We start from the raw sequence: 18843 nt of genomic DNA, 5'->3' as shown, positions 1-18843 counted from the left end.
GAGCTTACAAGCTTTTTTGCTCAACCCTAGTTAATCAGCCTTTAAAAAATAAGTAAAAATTATAAATTTAAGATAAACAAGTAAAATATTTAAATATTTTGACCGATTAGTTAAATGTAACAAGTAAGTTACAAGATTTTGATTTTCCCAGAATTTGCCAAAATTTGGCTGTAAATCGGGGTTGCCTACATTTATTAATCTGGTATGATCGTTGTATTCTGTGGGCTTAGTTTAACCGTTAAACCTCAAATCAACGCAAAACCAAGACAATCAGGGTACTGTATCGATTCTCTTGCCCAAAAAAAGCCGCTAGTGGTGACATTTTTTTATGTTGCAATTTTTTAAGTTTTGTAAAGGCTATTGACTTAAAGCTAGAATTGTGCAGGTAGATAATTTTAGTAGAAATGCTCAAACTCCTCTCCCTTCCCCCTAATCTCCTATACTTTTTAAACAGGATTTAGTATGAGATAACCGCCGTAAGAGGGGCTAAAAACTGGGGCAATGTGGACATCGATCGAAAGACTAAGCTAAACTGGTAATGACTATGTATTAGGGCGGAGGTCAACGGACGCAACTATGGACAATTTGGAGGTAAAACAAAAACCGATCCGGTGTTTAGAAGATGCGATCGAAAGGTGTCAAACTTTAGGAATGCGGGTTAGTCGTCAGCGTCGCTATATTTTAGAATTGCTGTGGCAAGCGCAGGAACACCTATCAGCGCGAGAAATTTATGATCGTCTCAATCTACAAGGAAAAAACATCGGTCATACCTCAGTGTACCAAAACCTAGAGGCTCTATCGGGTCAAGGCATTATCGAATCTGTGGAACGCTGGGACGGCAGACTCTACGGTAACATCAGCGATTCCCACAGTCACATCAATTGTCTCGACAGTCAAGAAATCATCGATGTGCATATCCAACTTCCCCCGGAATTAATTAAACAGGTCGAGGCATCGACGGGGGTAAAAATTACCGATTATCGCATCGATTTCTATGGCTATAAACAAAACAAATGAGCCAGATAACTGTATAATCGACCCTGTGAATAGTATCCGTTGACAGGCTGCAACTCTTGTGATCGATCGCCCTCTCACCCTAATTATCATCGATAATGACCCGATTTTCCGCTTGGGTCTGGTGCAGGCTTTGTCGCAGATAGAAAATATTAGTATCGTCACCGAAGGGGATTTAGAAACAATTTTCGCCTTGACTCTTAATCCTGCCCCCGAAATTATTATTATTGATCCTCTCTTTGATTGGTCTCACTGTGAAATTCTCCACTCTCGCTATCCGGAAAGTAAAATTGTTCTATTAACCTTTCCTCTCGACTCCCGACAGCAACTTATCGCCAGGGAATTAGGCATCGCCGGTTATATTCCCAAAGGCACAAACCTAGAGCAATTTATCACTATTTTAGGTCAGATTTACCGGGATGAATCCCACGATGTTGTCCCTTCTCCTCTCACCATTGCTACCCGTGCAAGTTTAGCTCCTAGCCATTGGTTAATCAGTGCTGGCAAAACGGGATTAAATCGCATCGAAAGTGAATTACATTTAATTGATCTCCATCTCAATCAACAGTCTTTATCCGGCTTTGATCGCTTTTATTGGCAGGGAAGAAAACGAGAACTTTTAGCAGCTCTATGGTTAGTGAGAAAACTAATTCCCCTGGAAGGTAGCTATTACAATTCAGCTTCAGTCACACCCCCGGTAATAATTAACAATATCGATCGAGAATTACCAATTTTAAGCCGCGAGCGTCCCCTCTGTGTTTCGGCGGTTTTTGAGTCCACTTTAGCAGTCATTCGCTCCCCTTTAATTAATAGAACCAAGATCAGTTTTGAAATTGATGTTTTACAGGATAATCGGCAACGGGAATTATTGTATTTAGTTCTCGATGAAATTCGTAAAAATGTCGATGAGATGAGATATTTACAGATTAGCCGAGGGGAATTAACTGGTCGCTTAAATCTGATTATTTACGATATCTGGGAGAAAGTGACCCGTAAATTTTTAGAAATTAATGCCTCGGTTTATGACGAAATTAGTAAAGGCAGACTTAACGAAATTATTCGGGAAGAAAGAGAGGCAATTCAAACAGAAATCCTCAATAAAATTCCTTTTACTCTTGACTTATTTTCCTATTTAGTGTACGAAAATAGTTTAACTATTGACGGAGTAGAATACCGAGCGAATGCTCCTGAAACCATCGCCAGAGCCGAAATTCTCCTGCAAAATCTCATTCATAATATTGCCAATGCAGTAACGGTAATTATTCTCAATAACTTCTCGGAATCGGAAAGAATCAAACAAAAACTTTACCGGTCAGAATTTCTCATCGCCAGAAAATTAGCTAAAATCCGCAATGAATTATCTTGGAAATACCGACGGCAACAATATTGGCAAGAACCTAAAGATATCTTTGAAAGTCAATATCAATTATTTCACTATAGCGATGGAGAAATCCAATCTCTAGCCATTTATTCCCCCCGACAGGAAGAATTAAACAGTTTAACAGGCATACCCTGGTTAGCTTCGATCGCCTTAGAATTAAGAGACTCTTTATCTCCTCGTTTACGCGCTTTTTTTCGGGTGGTGGGTAAGGGAGTAGTCTATATTCTTATCCAAGTTATCGGTAGGGGTATTGGTTTAGTAATTCGCGGGGTTTTACAGGGAGTCGGTAATACTTGGCAGGAAGTCAAAGGTAAAAAGGGATCATGAATTATGAATTATAAATTATGAATTATGAATTATGAATTATGAATTATGAATTGTGAATTGTGAATTATGAATTATGAATTATGAATTATGAATTATGAATTATAACTGATAACTGATAACTGAAGTGACACTAACTTTTACAATTCCTTGTCAAAACTGTATTTATCGCGAATCTGTCCGACAAAAAACTGTCCTTTCGATGGTGCAGACTGAAAATCTTTATATACTGCCAAAGGTAGATCATGATAAAGATAGATACCACCGTGATTAAATTCCACTTTCAGAATTTTTTTGTCCTCATCGTAGTCAAAAGATTTAATCGCTGTACTTTGACTTTTTAATAAGGGGAAAGCAATCACATCGCGAATACTGGCAGAATCGGTTAATAACATGATCAGGCGATCGATGCCAATTCCTAAGCCTCCCGTGGGAGGCATTCCGTATTCTAAAGCGGTTAAAAAGTCCTCATCAACTCCCTGCGCTTCCAAATCTCCAGCCGCTTTTTTGAGTGCCTGTGCTTCCAATCTTTGCCGTTGATCGATGGGATCGGTTAACTCAGAAAAACTATTAGCCAATTCCCGTCCAACCACATATAATTCAAATCTTTCTACGAGGTCAGTTTTTGAGCGATGGGGTTTAGCTAAAGGGGAAATTTCCACGGGAAAATCTAGCACAAAAGTGGGCTGTATTAGGGTTTCTTCGACTTTTTGTTCAAAAGCTTCATTTAAGAGCTTACCGATGGTTTTACAGTCCTCTGGAACGCCAATGCCGGCATTTTCTGCGGCAATACGAGCCGACTCGAAATCCTCAAAACTATTCAAGTCAACCCCAGTTATTTCTTGGACTAATTCGTGCATAGTCACTCGTCGCCAAGGAGGAGTTAGGTCAATTTCCCTGTCTTGATAGGTGATTTTCAGCGTACCTAAAACATCTTGTGCAGCATTAACAATAATGTTTTCGGTTAACTCCATCATGTCATAATAATCAGCGTAGGCTTGATAGATTTCGATGGAAGTAAACTCAGGGTTATGTTTAGTAGAAACCCCTTCATTACGAAAAATTCGGCCTAACTCGAAGACTTTTTCAAAACCACCGACTATTAATCTTTTTAGATGTAATTCGGTGGCAATGCGGAGATATAACTCCATCTCCAGCGTATTATGATAGGTGATAAACGGTCTAGCATCGGCTCCTCCGGCTTCACTTTGTAGCACGGGAGTTTCAATTTCAATAAAGTTTTGTTGATCCAAATATCTCCGAATAGAAGCAGTAATTTGGGCGCGACGGCGAAAAGTTTGTCGCACTTCGGGATTAACAATTAAATCCACATATCTTTGTCGATAACGTTTTTCTACATCGGTTAAACCGTGCCATTTATCTGGAAGAGGTAAGAGGGATTTAGTGAGAATTTCGTACTGGTTTACATAGATAGATAATTCGCCGCGTTCTGTGCGTTTAATCGTCCCTTTTGCCCCTAAAATATCGCCTGTATCGGTTAGTTTAATCACCGTGTTAAAGGCATTCGGCACGGCGGCCATAGTTTCACTAATGCGTTTTTTATCGAGGTATAATTGAATCGTTCCCGTTTCATCTTGCAGGTTAAAAAAGGCTAGTTTACCCATAATTCTTCGGGCAATAATCCGACCAGCAATGGCTACTTCTGTGCTAATTTCTTCCCCCGGTGCTAAGTCGGCGTACTGCTCTTGTAATTGTTGAGCGTGAGCGGTAGATTTCCATTGGTAAGCGTAGGGATTTAAGCCAGCTTTTTGCAATCCTGCCACTTTTTCTAAACGAGCAGCCCGGATTTCTTCGAGGGTAGAGGAGGGTTGATTTTCAGGATTTTGTGCTTGAGATGCCATCGTTTTCTAAGAGGAACAATTCTGGGGAATTTTTAGGTTTTGGGTTTTAGGTTTTAGGTTTTAGGTTTTGGGTTTTAGGGTTTTAGGGTTTTAGGGTTTTAGGGTTTTAGTTGAAATTCTCCCACTTCCCCACTTCCCCACTTCCCTACTTCCCCTAATAACAGTAATTATCGTCCTATTTCTCGCTTTAATTTTTTCAATTCTTCTTCCATTTCCCATTCTTTAAATTTTAGATCGAGATTATCGTAGTTCGAGCGCTGATAGTCCGATTCTTGGGGTTGATCCCAAAAACTGGTTTCCCAGTCACGGGACTGATTTTTGGGGGCTTTTTCGGCTTTAATTTGCACTTCCTGACGACGTTGTTGGACTTGTTGCAGTAACTCTTGGGATTGAGTCAGACGTTTTTTCACTCCTTCCATCCGTCCCCAAAGTTGATTACCCTGACGAAATAGAGCCGCCTCGCGTTCACTGGCAGCCTTAACCAAGTCCTGCCGTCCAGCGGCCTTAGCCTTATCAATTCTAGCGTGCCAAGTTTGGATATCTTGGGCAGTGGCCAAAATTTGCTGTTCGAGACGTTGACGCTCATTTTCTAGGGCGCTAATCAGTTTAGCAGTATCGCGCTCCTGTTCGCGCAGTTGTTCCACCAGCGCCTGTAATTCTAATTGGGGATGACTTTTGAGAAATTCTTCCAGTTGGGTTTCAAGAAAGCGACTAACATCATCAAATAGATTGCCCATCTGTGCAGTATCCTAAATTTGCAATTAAAGTCTAGGAGCGATTTTAATCCCCCTCTTTTTAGCATAGGCTAGATCAACCCTAGATTTAAATAGGGGCTGCTGAAAAAGTTTGTTGGTGGGGTTAGGAGTCAGGAGTCAGGAGTCAGTAGCCAGTCGTTTCAGGCTTTGTTGTCCTCTTTTTTTTGTACCAGTTTGTGTACTTAAATAAGGATAATACAAGGTTTTTGAAGGTCTTAATCCTATTTTCGCAGCACTAACATCGAATTTTAGCAGGTCAAAAGCCTTATTTTAAAAGGGTTTTACCATTATTCAGCAAGACCTAAATATATTTGGAAAAAGTAGTACAAAAATGTTATTCGGTTGTGGGTTAGGCAGGGGGAAACCCGTATAATAAAACTAGAGTGATATTTCCTGAAAACCTCTTAATTGTTTGACTTAAGTGACGACTTCACCAACTTGGACAGAACGTATCGGTTATCAACGGGATTGGGTGTGGCGCGGTTGGCAAATTCGTTATAGTTTTATGCCGGCAAAAAACCCCCAAGATGCCGATAATCCCCCTTTAATTTTACTGCACGGATTTGGAGCGGCGATCGAACATTGGCGCCATAATATTCCTATCCTCAGCCAAAATCATCGAGTTTACGCGGTAGATTTATTAGGATTCGGTGGTTCGCGTAAAGTACAGGTTCCCTATACCGTTAATCTCTGGGTGGAACAAATACACGATTTCTGGCAAACTTTTATCAATAGACCGGTGGTATTAGTGGGAAATTCGATCGGTTCTTTAGTTAGTATGGCCCTGGGGGGTAAATACCCAGAAATGGTAGCCGGATTAGTTATGCTCAGTTTACCCGATGTCAGTCGCCGGCGGGAAATGATCGCCGATTGGTTATTAAATATCGTCACTCCCATCGAAAACTTTTTCACTTCCCCTTGGCTATTAAAACCGATTTTTTACTATCTGCGTCGTCCGCAAGTCTTGAAAAAATGGACAGCAATCGCCTACGAAGACAAGAAAGCCGTTAGCGACGAATTAGTACAAATTATCGCCGCCCCAACCCTAGATGAGGGGGCAGCGGAGTCCTTTATTTCCCTGGCACAAGCTGTTAATCATCCCGAATATTGTCCACCAGCAAAGTTAATTTTACCACGCTTAGAAATCCCGATTTTATTGTGTTGGGGCAAACAAGATCGCATGGTTCCCGTCCAGTTAGCTCAGGGTTTTGTCTCCCTTAATCCTAGGATTCAATATGTAGAATTTGACTGGGCCGGTCATTGTTTACAGGATGAATGTCCTGACCGTTTTAACCCAATTTTATTAGAGTGGCTAGAATCTGTTCCTGTTCTTTGAGAGAATAGGGAGAGTGATTGTTGGTGATAGTCCTATGCAAACCTTGGAATCGACGTTCAACCCCCCCGCAACTGCCTCCGAATTCGACACCACGATTCACCGACGCAAAACCCGTCCCGTCCGGGTAGGTAGCGTTACCATTGGTGGTGGTTATCCCGTAGTCGTGCAGTCGATGATTAACGAGGATACCCTTGATATAGATGGTTCCGTGGCCGGTATCCGTCGCCTCCATGAAATCGGCTGTGAAATTGTCCGCGTCACCGTGCCGAGTCTGGCCCACGCCACCGCCTTGGCTAAAATTAGGGAAAAACTGCTCGCCACCTATCAACCCGTGCCGTTAGTAGCCGATGTGCATCACAACGGCATGAAAATCGCCCTAGAAGTGGCCAAACACGTCGATAAAGTGCGGATTAACCCCGGTTTGTACGTTTTCGAGAAACCGAAAGCCGACCGCAGCGAGTATAGTCAAGCAGAATTTGATGAAATTGGCGAAAAAATTGCCGAAACCCTGAAACCCTTGGTGATTTCCCTGCGAGATCAAGATAAAGCGATGCGAATCGGCGTTAACCACGGTTCTCTGGCCGAAAGAATGCTCTTTACCTACGGCGACACCCCCGAAGGAATGGTACAGTCGGCTTTAGAATTTATCCGCATCTGCGAATCCCTCGATTTTCGCAATCTGGTCATTTCCCTGAAAGCTTCCCGCGTGCCAGTGATGGTGGCCGCCTATCGTCTTATGGTTAAGCGCATGGACGAGTTAGGTATGGATTATCCCCTACATTTGGGGGTTACTGAGGCAGGAGATGGGGAATACGGACGAATTAAATCCACTGCCGGGATTGCCACTCTCTTAGCGGACGGTATTGGTGATACGATTCGCGTTTCTCTGACGGAAGCTCCCGAAAAGGAAATTCCCGTCTGTTACAGTATTCTCCAGGCTCTGGGACTGCGGAAAACCATGGTCGAATATGTTGCCTGTCCTTCCTGTGGTCGCACTCTTTTTAATTTAGAAGATGTCCTCCAGCAAGTGCGTGGAGCGACTCAACACCTCACCGGACTCGATATCGCCGTTATGGGTTGTATTGTCAATGGACCGGGAGAAATGGCCGACGCAGACTATGGTTATGTAGGCAAACAGGCCGGTTATATTGCCCTTTATCGCGGTCGCGAGGAAATTAAACGGGTCCCCGAAAGTGAAGGTGTAAGCGAGTTGATTAATTTAATTAAAGCCGATGGCCGTTGGGTAGAACCTTAATTAGTTTTACCGGTAGGGGTTGACATCTATTCGACCCCTGATAATCAGCTATAATAAAAAGCTTGCTAGAAATTGCCGCCCCAGAGAGTTCATGCTACCTACACGCGATTGTGTTCGTCAAACCCCCGCTTACACTCCGGGAGAACAGCCCCAAACTGCGGGATTTACCAAACTTAACACCAATGAGAACCCCTATCCCCCACCGGCGGAAATTTTTGCCCACCTGCAAGAGCAATTAGAGAAAGTCCGACTCTATCCCGATCCTATCTCCAAAGAGTTACGGCAAACGGCGGCGGAATTATACGGCATAGCAGCTGATCAGATAATCGCGGGTAATGGGTCTGATGATATCCTTAATATCGCCCTGCGTACCTTTGTTAACCCCGGCGAAAGCGTCGCTTTTTTGGATTTAACCTATTCCCTTTACGAGACAATTGCCCGGGTACACGGGGCAAATATTATCGAATTTCCCACTAATGATCAATTTGAATTAGCAGGACCGATTATTTGTCCAGAAGCGAAATTAATTTTTCTCGCTTCTCCTAATCCTCCCCTCGGTAAACATCTTGAGCGCGACTATTTAGAGGCAACCTGTGCTAATGCGTCGGGAGTGGTATTAATTGATGAAGCTTATGTGGATTTTAGTGATGACAATCATCTCGATTTTCTCTCCCGTTACGATAATGTCATCATTAGTCGTACCATGTCGAAAAGTTATAGTTTAGCGGGGTTAAGAGTCGGTTTCGGTTTTGCTTCGAGGGCAATTATCGAACAGATGGATAAGGTGCGTGATTCCTATAATTTAGATCGCATCGCTCAAACTTTAGCCACAGCAGCTTTAAAACACCATAATTATTTTGAGCAAGTTTGGCAAAAAGTCCGTCAAACCCGCAGCCGTTTAATTACTTCTTTGCGCGATTTGGGATTTATTGTCTTTGACTCGGAAGCTAATTTTATCCTCGCTTCTCCCCCGCACATTAGTGCCAGTGAGTTATATAATCAACTGAAAGAGCGTCAGATATTAGTGCGATACTTTAAACATCCTCGCATTCAGAATTATGTGCGGATTTCCATCGGCACTGATGGGGAGATTGATCGTCTTTTATCTGCTATTCAAGAGATTATGGGAACAAATTAATCTCGATTTTCGTCAGGGTTTTATTAACACTTTAAGCCCTGATAAATTCTCGAAAAAAGGCTAGATCGAGCGGAACAAAGCAGCGACAAACAAGGGTCTAATGGTCTGTCGTTTCTCCCGATTACTAGCCTTGGCTATCAAGATTATTAGTCCGACAAAAGGATTAAATACTAGCGCACAAATTTTTGAACTTATGCAATTTTATCCCCAAGGAATCACAGTTCAAGAATTGAGCCAACGCTTAAATCGTCCCGTTTCTATGCTCAATCTTTGTCTAAAATCTTTGGTCGCTTCTAAAAAAATCGTGGCCAGAAAAAATCATAATCAGTGGGTTTATACTAGACCTCTTGTAAAAATCAAAAACTGTTGTTAGGGTTAGGAGTCAGGAGTCAGTAGCCGGTCGTCAGGAGATAGGAGATTATTTTATTTATTCTCCCCACACCCCACACCCTGTCCCCACGAAAAACTTTTTCAGCAGACCCTAATTATTAACCCTATTGCTGAATAACTATTTTAGGCTGTAGATAGTATTCATCTTCTGCGACAACTATCTCACCAATGCCGAGAAATTGAGCTTCTAAAGACTCCACAGCAACCAAAGAACCGATTATAACATTTGTATCGGTGAGATTAATTTTTCTGCCGTGAAACCAATCGATAACCCTCTCTGACGTGAAAGAAATCCAGTCTAGATGTGCCAAGGCAATGCGAGGCGAAATTAAACCCTCGGAATTAGCCATTAAAGCTTCCAGATTAATACTATCAGCTAATTGAAAACCACAGCTTTCCGTGCGAGTTAAACCGGCTAAAGTGCCACCCACCGCTAACACCTGGCCCAGATCTCTGGCCAGGGAACGAATATAAGTCCCCGATCCACAGTGAATATCTAGCTCTATTTGCGGAAAATCCCCCTCTAACCAGCCTAAAACCGTAATTTGGTCAATTTTGACCTGACGAGGCTCCACTGCGATTATTTCCCCTTTGCGAGCCAATTCGTAGAGACGGCGACCATCCTTGTGAATAGCACTATACATCGGCGGAATCTGGGCAATATTGCCAATAAATTCCGCTAAATGGGGCTTAACTGCCTCTAAAGTTAAATCGCCACAGGGACAAGTAGCGATCGCTTTTCCCGTAATATCATCGGTATCGGTGCTGAGTCCTAACTGGATTTTTGCCCGATAAGCCTTATTTTCGGGTAAATAAGGCAGTAATCGGGTGGCAGCCCCGACGGCGATCGGTAAAACTCCCGTAGCCATAGGATCTAAAGTTCCGCCATGGCCGACTCGTTTTGTCTTAAGAATTTTGCGGACTTTGGCCACGCAATCGTGAGAAGTCCAATCGGGGGGTTTATTGAGGTTTAAAAAGCCAAACATTATGAATTATGAATTATGAATTATGAAGTGGGGTGATGGGGAGAATAGATAAAAGCCATCTCCTCAATTCTGAATACTGACGGCTGATAGCTAAAAATCTGACGTATTATATAATTGCATAACTTCGCTTAAAGGTAAACGGGAACGAACACCGAGGGAAAGGTCAGAAAAATGACCAAGATCATAATGATCAACGGCAGCGCGAGCAATCATAGCGGCGTTATCGGTACAGAGTTTAAGCGGCGGAAAATAGACGGTTAAATCATGATTTTTGGCGGCAGTTTCTAGATGATTTCTCAAGGCACTATTAGCAGCCACTCCTCCCCCGATCGCGATAGTTTTTAAGCCATAATCTAAGGCACAATTGATTGTCCGACGGGTTAAACTTCTGGCTACCGTATCTTGAAAACTAGCGGCTATATCAGCTACGGGTAAATTATCTGGCTCGAATTTCTCTACTAAGCGCAAAACAGCAGTTTTTAAACCACTAAAACTGGAATCGTAGGCATGAAAACCGCCGGTTGGTAAAGATATTTTACCTTCAGGTAAGGGAAAAGCTTGGGGATTACCATCTTTAGCCATGCGATCGATTATCGGACCACCGGGATAACTTAAGTTTAATAATCGTGCCACTTTATCAAAAGCTTCTCCGGCTGCATCATCTCTAGTAGTTCCTAATTGTTGATATTTACCGCAGGTCTGCACATGGATCAAACTGGTATGACCCCCGGAGACTAAAAGAGATAAAAAGGGGGGTTTAAGATCAGATTCAGCGAGATAGGAAGCATAGATATGACCTTCGAGATGATGAATGCCGATAAAGGGTTTATCGTGGATAATAGCGAGGGTTTTGGCTGCCGTCATTCCCACCATTAAAGCACCTACTAAACCGGGAGCAACTGTGGCGGCTATTCCATCAATTTCTGACCAAGTTAAACCCGTTTCTTGCCAAGCTTTTTCTAGACAAAAATTAATGGTTTCTAGGTGTTGTCGCGAGGCCATTTCTGGCACAACACCGCCATAGAGACGATGGAGATCAATTTGAGAAGAAACCACACTACTCAACACCTGGTTATTGTTAACAATGGCCACAGCCGTTTCATCGCAACTGGTTTCGATCGCTAAGATAATTGTCATAAATTAATCAGTAAATCGTCAGACACCCCCCTTATTAAGGGGGAATCCGTCTTTAATTTAATTATAACCACTTACTTAATTTTACTCAGGTACTTAATTAAAATTAAAGTTATCGTTCAGCAATTTCCATAGCCACCACCGCCTGGGGTTTCAATAATAAAAATATCACCGGGATTCATTTCTACAGTCGCTGTGCCGGGCAATTCTTCGATAGTTCCATCGTTTCTTTCCACGGCATTACGTCCTATTTTACCGGCTTTTCCTCCCGCTAGTCCAAAGGGGGGAATCCGGCGATTACCCGACAGAATATTAGCAGTCATAGCCTCTTGAAATTTAATCCTTCTAATCACACCATCACCTCCAGAATATTGTCCCTTACCGCCACTATCTTGGCGAATGCTAAAACTTTCTACTAACACAGGATAGCGCATTTCTAATACTTCTGGATCAGTGAGACGGGAATTAGTCATCTGGGTTTGTACGGCGGCGGTTCCCGCAAAATTTGCCCCCGCACCAGACCCGCCACAAATAGTTTCATAATATTGATATTCTTGATTACCAAAAGTGAAATTATTCATCGTTCCTTGACTGGCTGCTTGAATGCCTAAAGCACCGTATAAAGTATTAACTATTGCCTGGGAAGTTTCCACATTTCCTGCTACCACGGCCGCTGGATAAACGGGATTAAGAAAACAGCCAGATGGGATAATTAAATGGAGGGGTTTGAAACAGCCAGCATTTAAAGGAATTGCCTCCTCCACAAGGGTACGAAAAACGTATAAAACCGCCGCTCTTGTCACTGCCAGGGGTGCATTAAAGTTATTATTTAACTGGTCAGATGTGCCAGTAAAATCGATGGTTGCTTGACAATTATCAATATCTATGGTAATTCTGACCTTGATGACAGCACCGTTGTCCAGATAATAAGTAAATTCACCATCTTTCAAGACAGATATAGCTTTTCTAACCGCCAATTCGGCATTATTTTGAACGAACTTTTGATAGGCTTTAACCATAGCTAATCCGTAGCGATCAACCATATTATGTAATTCTCTTTCCCCCTTAGTATTAGCGGCTATTTGTGCTTGAAAATCGGCAATATTTTGAGCAATATTGCGAGCAGGAAAAGGACTATTAGTTAAGTGATTAATTAATTCTTGTTCCTGAAACTGTCCCGCCGCTACCAGCAAAAAATTATCGAATAAAATTCCTTCTTCGCTAATATGGACAGAGTGAGGAGGCATAGAACCGGGGGTAATGCCACCGATATCAGCTTGATGTCCCCGGGAGGCAAGATAAAATAATATTTCCTGATTTTGGCGGTCAAAAATAGGACTAATTACTGTGACATCTGGGAGGTGAGTACCGCCATTATAAGGATTATTAGCTAGATAAACATTCCCCGGACGAATCGTCTCCCCCTTATCCTGAATTAAGCTTTTAACACTATCGGCCATAGAGCCTAAATGGACGGGAATATGAGGAGCATTAGCGATTAAATTTCCCACCTCATCAAAGATAGCACAGGAGAAGTCTAGACGCTCTTTAATATTGACACTTGCTGCCGTATTTTGGAGAGTAATCCCCATCTGTTCGGCAATAAATTGATAGAGATTTTTAAAGATTTCTAGATAAATAGGATCGGCAACGGTAGTTATTTCTGTGCGGTGAGAATTGAGAGGGGACATAGGAAAATCAGTTATCAGTTATTAGTTATCAGTATATCTGCTAAAGAAGTTAGGTTATCGAGCTGCTATCGGTTTAAAATATTGAAAATATCAGATAAATTTGACCTAATTGTGGTTTTTATAGATAGGGTGCTTGTCTCTTGTCTTTTTTTATCCTCCTGTCTCGGAGTTTACTGTCTCCTCACCCAAGAGAAGATTTTTGATTTTTGCAGGAGAGCCACTGATGGGGGCTGACTGAGATATAATCGCAGTCAGTACCAGAGGGTGAATTATGGATAAAACCAGCTTGATCGATAAAGTGAAACAAATGGCTAATAAACGCGATTATTTACTGCAATTGCGCGATAAACCCGACATTGGGGGACTGAGATTAGATGTTAATCAAGCTCTTGAGGAGTTGGATGAATTACTCGATGAGTTTCAAGCAACTTTTCCTGAAGAAAAACTTAGTTAACTATCCGACTCGACGGAATTGATCTTTGTCCGATTGTGCTAATTTTCCCAAGTCATCGATCGCTGTGATCAGAGCTTGGGAAGATATATCTTTAGGGTAGTATAGGTCAAAAGCTGTACTTTGATTATTTTTTTCCATTGGAAGCTTTGGCAAGGAACTATAGGCGATAATGCGAATATAAGGGTCGAATTGTTTGATTTGAATAGCGGCGCTGTGTCCATCTAAGACAGGCATCCCTATATCTAAAATAATTACATCTGGTTGACAACTTTTCGCCAAGTTGATCGCCTGTTGACCATTAACCGCAATTCCTACCACCTAACAATGCTGCTGCTGGGAAATTAAAATCTTGAGTCCTAAACAGGTTAACTCTTGATCGTCAGCAATTAAGACTTTAATTGACTCTCTCGGTTTCATTATAATTATTTTGCTTTCCCTAGAGGTCTCACTTGTCATCATTGTAGAGCCTGTTAGTCTTTTGGCCTTAACTTCCCTTCTTCTCCCCCCCTTCTCCCTTCTCCCCCACTGTTGACTTAAAACCCCCCACTGATCACTGATCACTGAAAAAAGCCCAACTTTGGGCAAAAATCTGGTTTGTGTCCCCTCTTAGCGGTAAAATTTCTACATCTGGACTGTCGAAAAGCATAAGTTTTGTAAAGTAAAATTAAGAAGGGAGACAAATTTAAGATAACCAACTTATGGAAGTAACTTTTACCGCTGCCGAATCCCTAGAAATTGTTGTTGCTGAACAAACCATACCGATTCAGCATTATCTGCGTCAACCGCAAAGATTAGTACAGGCTATCGTTGAGACTAGCTTAACGGAACACTTGTCCGAGCATCGGTTTCGCCTAAAAATGCGTCCCCTAAACTTCTTGAATATGTACTATTTTCAGCCCACGGTTATTCTTAATGTCTGGGCTACCTCTGAGGGGACGATATTTTTGCAATCAGAAGACTGTCAGATCAAAGGTATTGATTATATCAACGATCGCTTTAGCCTCAATGTTAAAGGCAAACTCGCTCCTGTGGAAAAAAATAATCAAACCTATCTAGCGGGAAAAGCCAATCTTGAAGTGAAAGTCGCCCTACCACCACCATTATGGTTAACCCCGCGTCCGTTGTTAGAAATCACTGGCAATAGTCTCCTAAAAGGGGTTTTATTGCGGATTAAACAGCGTTTAATGAGTCAATTGTTGCAAGATTACCAACAATGGGCCAAACAGGACATTATTGCCCAAAATTACCCCGAAACCATTCTCGATCTCTCCCTTGGTTAAATAAAAATATGAGTTGGACAAAAGTATTATCTGTAGATTCCCTTGCCCCCGGCGCCCGTCAAGTGGTAAAAGTGGGGGAAAATTCCATTCTTTTGATTAACAATAACGGTCAATTCCACGCCGTCGGTAATCGTTGTCCCCATTTAAAATTATCGATGACGAAGGGCAAAATTACCGAGGACGGCGCGATCGTTTGTCCCTGGCATCGTAGTTCGTTTGATCTCTGTAGCGGTGCTGTCAAAGATTGGATTACCTGGCCCCCTGTGGTTAACAAAGCGATGGCGGCAGTTTCTCAACCCCAAGCTTTACCAGTTTATCCCCTTCGCATCGAAGACGGCAGCATCTGGATAGACGCATAACCGCTCACCGAGGGGGGGTTTGGGGCAACCTAAAGAGCAGTTCACTCGACAATGGGGTAATCTTTGAGAATGCCAAACGCACCCCGCTCGCTTCCGTAAAAACCCAGTTAGGGACTTGCGTGGGAATAATATCCCAATCGATCGGAGGGCGCAAGCTTTGCGCCCCTACAGTAACGGATTTTGTCCACAATGTAGGGGCGAACTGCGTTCGCCCAAAAGGTACATTATCAAAGCGCAAGTCCCTTATGGATTGTTCCCCCCCCGCTCCGGTGATCCCCAATCTCCTATACTTTTACTGACTATGAAATCCCGTCATGTCAGCCTAGGATCGGACGGCTTTGCAGTATAAATAATAAGCTGGATATTATTTAATACAAGTGTTTGCCTATTTCAGCCAACCCTAATTATTAACCCTAATTAGTTCCGTTTAAAAGTTGAGAACGAAGCAAATCGATCGCATCTAAATAACTTGGCATCGGTTCATCACCTAACAGACAAGCACTGCGATCCACGCTAATCATATCATCACCCCAAAACACTTGACCGAGAGGAATAGATTTTCCTCGATCCGGTCGCCAATTGCTACTAAAATATTTGAGATTAGCGTCCACCACTGCCCCATCAAAAAGATGACCGATACAAAAATAAACATCCTGTAAAATTAGCGGTACGGAGGGGCGATGTAATTGCCCTCGCGAGTTGGGACTACGGGCTTTATAATGACTACGGGGAAAGAGTCCATAGAGATTTTTTAAAGAAGCAGAAATCAGGGGTTCATCCTTTAAATGGGTGCGTTTTAGGGTTCCAATCGTGATCCGACAATTCACTTCTTCGATAATTTTAGGGGCAAACATCGAGGGAAAACGGACAGGAAAAGGAGAAAGATTTGGATATTCTTGCTGGGGTAAACTATCAGCATCAAGAATGGTTATTCCAGAATCGAGAATAGATTTTACCCCCAAAATATCGATAATTTCTCTCAAAGAAATAGCCGAACAAACTCCCTCTACCAAGATGATTTCTGCCGTGGGATTTACCTCTCTCAATCCCCGCAAAACTTGACTTAATACCGGCAGACTAACCGTTACCGGTGGAGGCACAGGATAACCTAAATTAGGTTTAATTAAAATACGTTTAGCCGTGATAGCTGCCGGGGGAGGTTGATAAACAAAATCCGCCATAGCTGAATTTTTTACCCCGGCAGTAATTGAGGATTGAGTAATCATAGAAAAGAAAATAAATCAATGGGAATTAGCCAGATCATTTAGGGAATTTACCTGCTGTAAAGCTTGCCAGATTACCCCAGAATCGGCCCCAGGAAAATGGCTATTTTCACTAATATAACGCTTCCAGGCCTTAGTTCCGGGCTGACCAGCAAAAAGCTGTAAAAGATGTTTGCTGATTTGGTGTAATTTATAACCTTTACTCACCCACTCATTGATGTAGGGAAGCATTTTTTTGATTACTTCTTCCCGGGTAGGAGGAGTAACCGATTCCCCATAAAAATCTCGATCGACTGTGGCAAATAAATAGGGATTATCGTAGGCTGCCCGACCGATCATAACTGCATCTACTAATTGTAAATGTTGTCTAGCCTGTTCTAAATTAATGATACCGCCATTAATTTCAATAAACAAATGGGGAAACTGATTTTTTAGGCGATAAACATCATCGTAACGCAGGGGGGGGACGGTGCGATTTTCCTTGGGACTTAATCCCTGTAACCAAGCTTTCCGCGCATGGATGGTAAAACGTTGACAACCCGCATCCGCGACAATACGGACAAAATTGGCCATATTTTCGTAACTATCCTGATCATCAATGCCAATTCTCTGTTTTACAGTCACGGGAATCGATACAGCTTGATTCATTGCCGATATTCCCCTAGCGACTAATTCCGGGTTAGCCATCAAACAAGCGCCGAAATTGCCCTCTTTTACCCGAGAACTAGGACAACCCACATTGAGATTTACCTCGTCATAACCCATATCTTCGGCTATTTTAGCGCATTCTGCCAAAAGATAGGGATCATCACCCCCTAACTGCAAAGCTAGAGGTTTTTCTGCTAGGGAAAACCCCAATAACTTATAGCGATCGCCGTGTTTAATCGCCATCGTCGTGATCATTTCCGTGTAGAGAAGGGGACGACGGCTAATTTGTCGCAAAAAATAGCGAAAATGGCGATCGGTATAATCCATCATCGGCGCCACACTTAAAATACTGCCCATCTTTCCCTTGATTTTTTCGCTGATCGGGACATTCTCCAGGGAAACCCAGAGAAGAACCAGTCTTCCTCTCAAGACATTTTAGAGCCTTTTGGTAAGTTGACTATCTAAGTAGGTAGGCGTTAAAAGTTGTCAGACACCCCCCTTATCAAGGGGGGACTAAGGGGGGATCGGCACCCCCCTTATCAAGGGGGGCAGGGGGGATCGAACCTAAAATCCATTTTTAATTTAATTATAACCAGCTACTTAAATTACTGGTTAAGACTGCACTGGAGAAGGGAGAAGGAGACTTTTTTGACTTATCTCCGTGGTATATTTGCCCCTCTAATCGTGTCGCGGATGACGATTTTTTGTTCTTTGGAATAACCAGCAAAAGAACGAGTAGCAAGTAACTCGATTTCTATCCCCGTACCCGATCGCAAAGATTCCACAGGTAAGGGTAATTGACCGATATCTAGAATAAATTGATTGCCGTCCTGTCGGACTAAATTAGCAGGCATATCTCCTTCATAGCGAGTGACAAAATCGGTTCTGGGACTGGTTTGCAGGTCGTCTGCTTGCCAACGAGTGACGCGATAACGGACTTTAAATTTAGTGCCAATTAAATTCGATTGGGAAGCTTTATCCTCCAGAAAAAGCCTTAAATCAGTACCATTTCCTGTAATACCTTTTGCTTCTAATTGGGTGACATCTCGTTCAAAAACAGCATTATAAACGACAAATTCCGTAACATTATTGCGTTTTTGAGTGGTTCCCTCGATCCAGAGTTCACCGGGGACAGTTACCTTCATTTCCTTTTGATCATCAAGGGTTAAAGTAAAACGCTGATTAGCAAACCGGTTAAACTCTTGGGGGGCATTCCAAATTAAAATAAAAGAACGTTCCGATCGATCTAATAAAATCCGATATTGATCATCGATCAGGGAACCGGGGGAAAATAAAGACATTGCGCCAGTGCGAGTTTCCCAAGTATTTTTAGAGAGAATATAACCCCGTTCTTTTAACTCCGCAAGGGCAACGGTTGCGCTCGGTTGATCGGCAGTTAAAGGGCGATCGATTTGAATTAAAGTTAACTGTCCTAAACGTCCCTCGCGACCGTTACGACCACTATTACCCGTCGCCCCATCCAGACCATCCTGACAGCTAAATTCTCTAGTGGTACAGCTATAATTGGCATCACCCGGCCTACCGCTACAGGTTTGAATTGTCCAGAAAGGTTGGGAACAGCGACAACCCTTGCCCCCCTGGCCTCCCTGACC

The 18843-nt window shown here is 42.6% G+C and carries 17 protein-coding genes and 1 pseudogene; 9 read left to right on the top strand and 9 right to left on the bottom strand.

Features of this window, described 5'->3' with window-relative positions; all coding sequences use genetic code 11:
• The first annotated feature begins 576 nt into the window (after nt 1-576).
• Together IQ234_RS01015 and IQ234_RS01010 are read left to right on the top strand one after the other, a co-directional pair.
• The gene (locus IQ234_RS01015; RefSeq protein ID WP_002741350.1) at nt 577-1017 is read left to right on the top strand and encodes a Fur family transcriptional regulator; all 441 of its coding nucleotides are present in this window, start codon (nt 577-579) and stop codon (nt 1015-1017) included.
• A 58-nt stretch (nt 1018-1075) separates the two neighbouring features.
• Nucleotides 1076-2722: a DUF3685 domain-containing protein gene (locus IQ234_RS01010; protein ID WP_193955690.1), complete on the top strand. Its 1647-nt coding sequence runs from the start codon at nt 1076-1078 to the stop codon at nt 2720-2722.
• Between the two features lie 137 nt (nt 2723-2859).
• Here IQ234_RS01010 and lysS read toward each other — a convergent pair whose 3' ends face one another.
• Both lysS and IQ234_RS01000 read right to left on the bottom strand, forming a co-directional pair.
• Nucleotides 2860-4581, bottom strand: a complete 1722-nt coding sequence (gene lysS / locus IQ234_RS01005) for a lysine--tRNA ligase (protein WP_193955689.1) — start codon at nt 4579-4581, stop codon at nt 2860-2862.
• 167 nt (nt 4582-4748) lie between these two features.
• Entirely contained in the window at nt 4749-5318 is a 570-nt protein-coding gene (locus IQ234_RS01000) for a TIGR04376 family protein (protein WP_193955688.1), read from the bottom strand.
• Nucleotides 5319-5757: 439 nt separating this feature from the next.
• Here IQ234_RS01000 and IQ234_RS00995 point away from each other — a divergent pair, with 439 nt between their 5' ends.
• The 4 genes from IQ234_RS00995 to IQ234_RS00980 all read left to right on the top strand — a co-directional run bounded on the left by IQ234_RS00995 (nt 5758) and on the right by IQ234_RS00980 (nt 9438).
• Entirely contained in the window at nt 5758-6672 is a 915-nt protein-coding gene (locus tag IQ234_RS00995) for an alpha/beta fold hydrolase (protein WP_193955687.1), read from the top strand.
• A 34-nt stretch (nt 6673-6706) separates the two neighbouring features.
• Nucleotides 6707-7927 carry a (E)-4-hydroxy-3-methylbut-2-enyl-diphosphate synthase gene (ispG, locus tag IQ234_RS00990; protein ID WP_193955686.1) on the top strand — a complete coding sequence of 407 codons (1221 nt, stop codon included), beginning with the start codon at nt 6707-6709 and terminating at the stop codon, nt 7925-7927.
• Between the two features lie 91 nt (nt 7928-8018).
• Nucleotides 8019-9065, top strand: a complete 1047-nt coding sequence (gene hisC / locus IQ234_RS00985) for a histidinol-phosphate transaminase (RefSeq protein ID WP_193955685.1) — start codon at nt 8019-8021, stop codon at nt 9063-9065.
• A gap of 100 nt (nt 9066-9165) precedes the next feature.
• Nucleotides 9166-9438 (top strand): winged helix-turn-helix domain-containing protein, encoded by a 273-nt coding sequence (locus IQ234_RS00980; RefSeq protein ID WP_193955684.1) that lies wholly within the window; start codon nt 9166-9168, stop codon nt 9436-9438.
• A gap of 121 nt (nt 9439-9559) precedes the next feature.
• Here the strand turns inward: IQ234_RS00980 and truB are convergent, their stop codons facing one another.
• The 3 genes from truB to IQ234_RS00965 all read right to left on the bottom strand — a co-directional run bounded on the left by truB (nt 9560) and on the right by IQ234_RS00965 (nt 13266).
• Complete coding sequence (gene truB, locus IQ234_RS00975) at nt 9560-10441, bottom strand: tRNA pseudouridine(55) synthase TruB (protein ID WP_193955683.1); 882 nt, start codon at nt 10439-10441, stop codon at nt 9560-9562.
• A 90-nt stretch (nt 10442-10531) separates the two neighbouring features.
• A complete protein-coding gene (gene tsaD, locus IQ234_RS00970; protein ID WP_193955682.1) occupies nt 10532-11578 on the bottom strand; it encodes a tRNA (adenosine(37)-N6)-threonylcarbamoyltransferase complex transferase subunit TsaD in 1047 nt (348 codons plus the stop codon).
• Nucleotides 11579-11694: 116 nt separating this feature from the next.
• Nucleotides 11695-13266, bottom strand: coding sequence for a hydantoinase B/oxoprolinase family protein (locus IQ234_RS00965; protein WP_193955681.1), 1572 nt, complete (start codon nt 13264-13266; stop codon nt 11695-11697).
• A 271-nt stretch (nt 13267-13537) separates the two neighbouring features.
• On the opposite strand from IQ234_RS00965, the gene IQ234_RS00960 reads away from it, so the two are divergent.
• Entirely contained in the window at nt 13538-13720 is a 183-nt protein-coding gene (locus IQ234_RS00960; protein WP_002734024.1) for a hypothetical protein, read from the top strand.
• Here the strand turns inward: IQ234_RS00960 and IQ234_RS00955 are convergent.
• Nucleotides 13721-14179, bottom strand: a pseudogene (locus IQ234_RS00955) (response regulator transcription factor).
• 239 nt (nt 14180-14418) lie between these two features.
• Between IQ234_RS00955 and IQ234_RS00950 the strand changes: the two are divergent.
• Together IQ234_RS00950 and IQ234_RS00945 are read left to right on the top strand one after the other, a co-directional pair.
• The gene (locus IQ234_RS00950; RefSeq protein WP_193955680.1) at nt 14419-15000 is read left to right on the top strand and encodes a DUF1997 domain-containing protein; all 582 of its coding nucleotides are present in this window, start codon (nt 14419-14421) and stop codon (nt 14998-15000) included.
• 8 nt (nt 15001-15008) lie between these two features.
• Nucleotides 15009-15359 (top strand): Rieske (2Fe-2S) protein, encoded by a 351-nt coding sequence (locus IQ234_RS00945; RefSeq protein WP_002731942.1) that lies wholly within the window; start codon nt 15009-15011, stop codon nt 15357-15359.
• Between the two features lie 413 nt (nt 15360-15772).
• Here IQ234_RS00945 and IQ234_RS00940 read toward each other — a convergent pair whose 3' ends face one another.
• The 3 genes from IQ234_RS00940 to IQ234_RS00930 all read right to left on the bottom strand — a co-directional run.
• Nucleotides 15773-16585 (bottom strand): DUF362 domain-containing protein, encoded by an 813-nt coding sequence (locus tag IQ234_RS00940; RefSeq protein ID WP_193955679.1) that lies wholly within the window; start codon nt 16583-16585, stop codon nt 15773-15775.
• A 15-nt stretch (nt 16586-16600) separates the two neighbouring features.
• Entirely contained in the window at nt 16601-17587 is a 987-nt protein-coding gene (dusA, locus tag IQ234_RS00935) for a tRNA dihydrouridine(20/20a) synthase DusA (protein ID WP_193955678.1), read from the bottom strand.
• A gap of 296 nt (nt 17588-17883) precedes the next feature.
• A partial coding sequence (locus IQ234_RS00930; RefSeq protein WP_193955677.1) for a collagen-like protein occupies nt 17884-18843 on the bottom strand: 960 nt, incomplete at its 5' end.

Origin of the sequence: Microcystis aeruginosa LEGE 91341, assembly GCF_015206885.1 — a bacterium.
GTDB lineage: Bacteria > Cyanobacteriota > Cyanobacteriia > Cyanobacteriales > Microcystaceae > Microcystis > Microcystis aeruginosa_H.
Note: the sequence above shows the minus strand (reverse complement) of the source record. Positions and strands in the feature narration are given on the sequence as shown.

Bases quoted from the DNA above. Each gene is read 5' to 3' on its own strand.
- IQ234_RS00965 (WP_193955681.1), bottom strand. From the start codon at position 13,266: ATGTCCCCTCTCAATTCTCACCGCACAGAAATAACTACCGTTGCCGAT.
- dusA (WP_193955678.1), bottom strand. From the start codon at position 17,587: ATGGGCAGTATTTTAAGTGTGGCGCCGATGATGGATTATACCGATCGC.
- ispG (WP_193955686.1), top strand. From the start codon at position 6,707: ATGCAAACCTTGGAATCGACGTTCAACCCCCCCGCAACTGCCTCCGAA.
- IQ234_RS00945 (WP_002731942.1), top strand. From the start codon at position 15,009: ATGAGTTGGACAAAAGTATTATCTGTAGATTCCCTTGCCCCCGGCGCC.
- tsaD (WP_193955682.1), bottom strand. From the start codon at position 11,578: ATGACAATTATCTTAGCGATCGAAACCAGTTGCGATGAAACGGCTGTG.
- IQ234_RS00980 (WP_193955684.1), top strand. From the start codon at position 9,166: ATGGTCTGTCGTTTCTCCCGATTACTAGCCTTGGCTATCAAGATTATT.
- IQ234_RS01000 (WP_193955688.1), bottom strand. From the start codon at position 5,318: ATGGGCAATCTATTTGATGATGTTAGTCGCTTTCTTGAAACCCAACTG.
- lysS (WP_193955689.1), bottom strand. From the start codon at position 4,581: ATGGCATCTCAAGCACAAAATCCTGAAAATCAACCCTCCTCTACCCTC.
- IQ234_RS00950 (WP_193955680.1), top strand. From the start codon at position 14,419: ATGGAAGTAACTTTTACCGCTGCCGAATCCCTAGAAATTGTTGTTGCT.
- IQ234_RS01015 (WP_002741350.1), top strand. From the start codon at position 577: ATGGACAATTTGGAGGTAAAACAAAAACCGATCCGGTGTTTAGAAGAT.
- hisC (WP_193955685.1), top strand. From the start codon at position 8,019: ATGCTACCTACACGCGATTGTGTTCGTCAAACCCCCGCTTACACTCCG.
- IQ234_RS00940 (WP_193955679.1), bottom strand. From the start codon at position 16,585: ATGATTACTCAATCCTCAATTACTGCCGGGGTAAAAAATTCAGCTATG.
- IQ234_RS00960 (WP_002734024.1), top strand. From the start codon at position 13,538: ATGGATAAAACCAGCTTGATCGATAAAGTGAAACAAATGGCTAATAAA.
- truB (WP_193955683.1), bottom strand. From the start codon at position 10,441: ATGTTTGGCTTTTTAAACCTCAATAAACCCCCCGATTGGACTTCTCAC.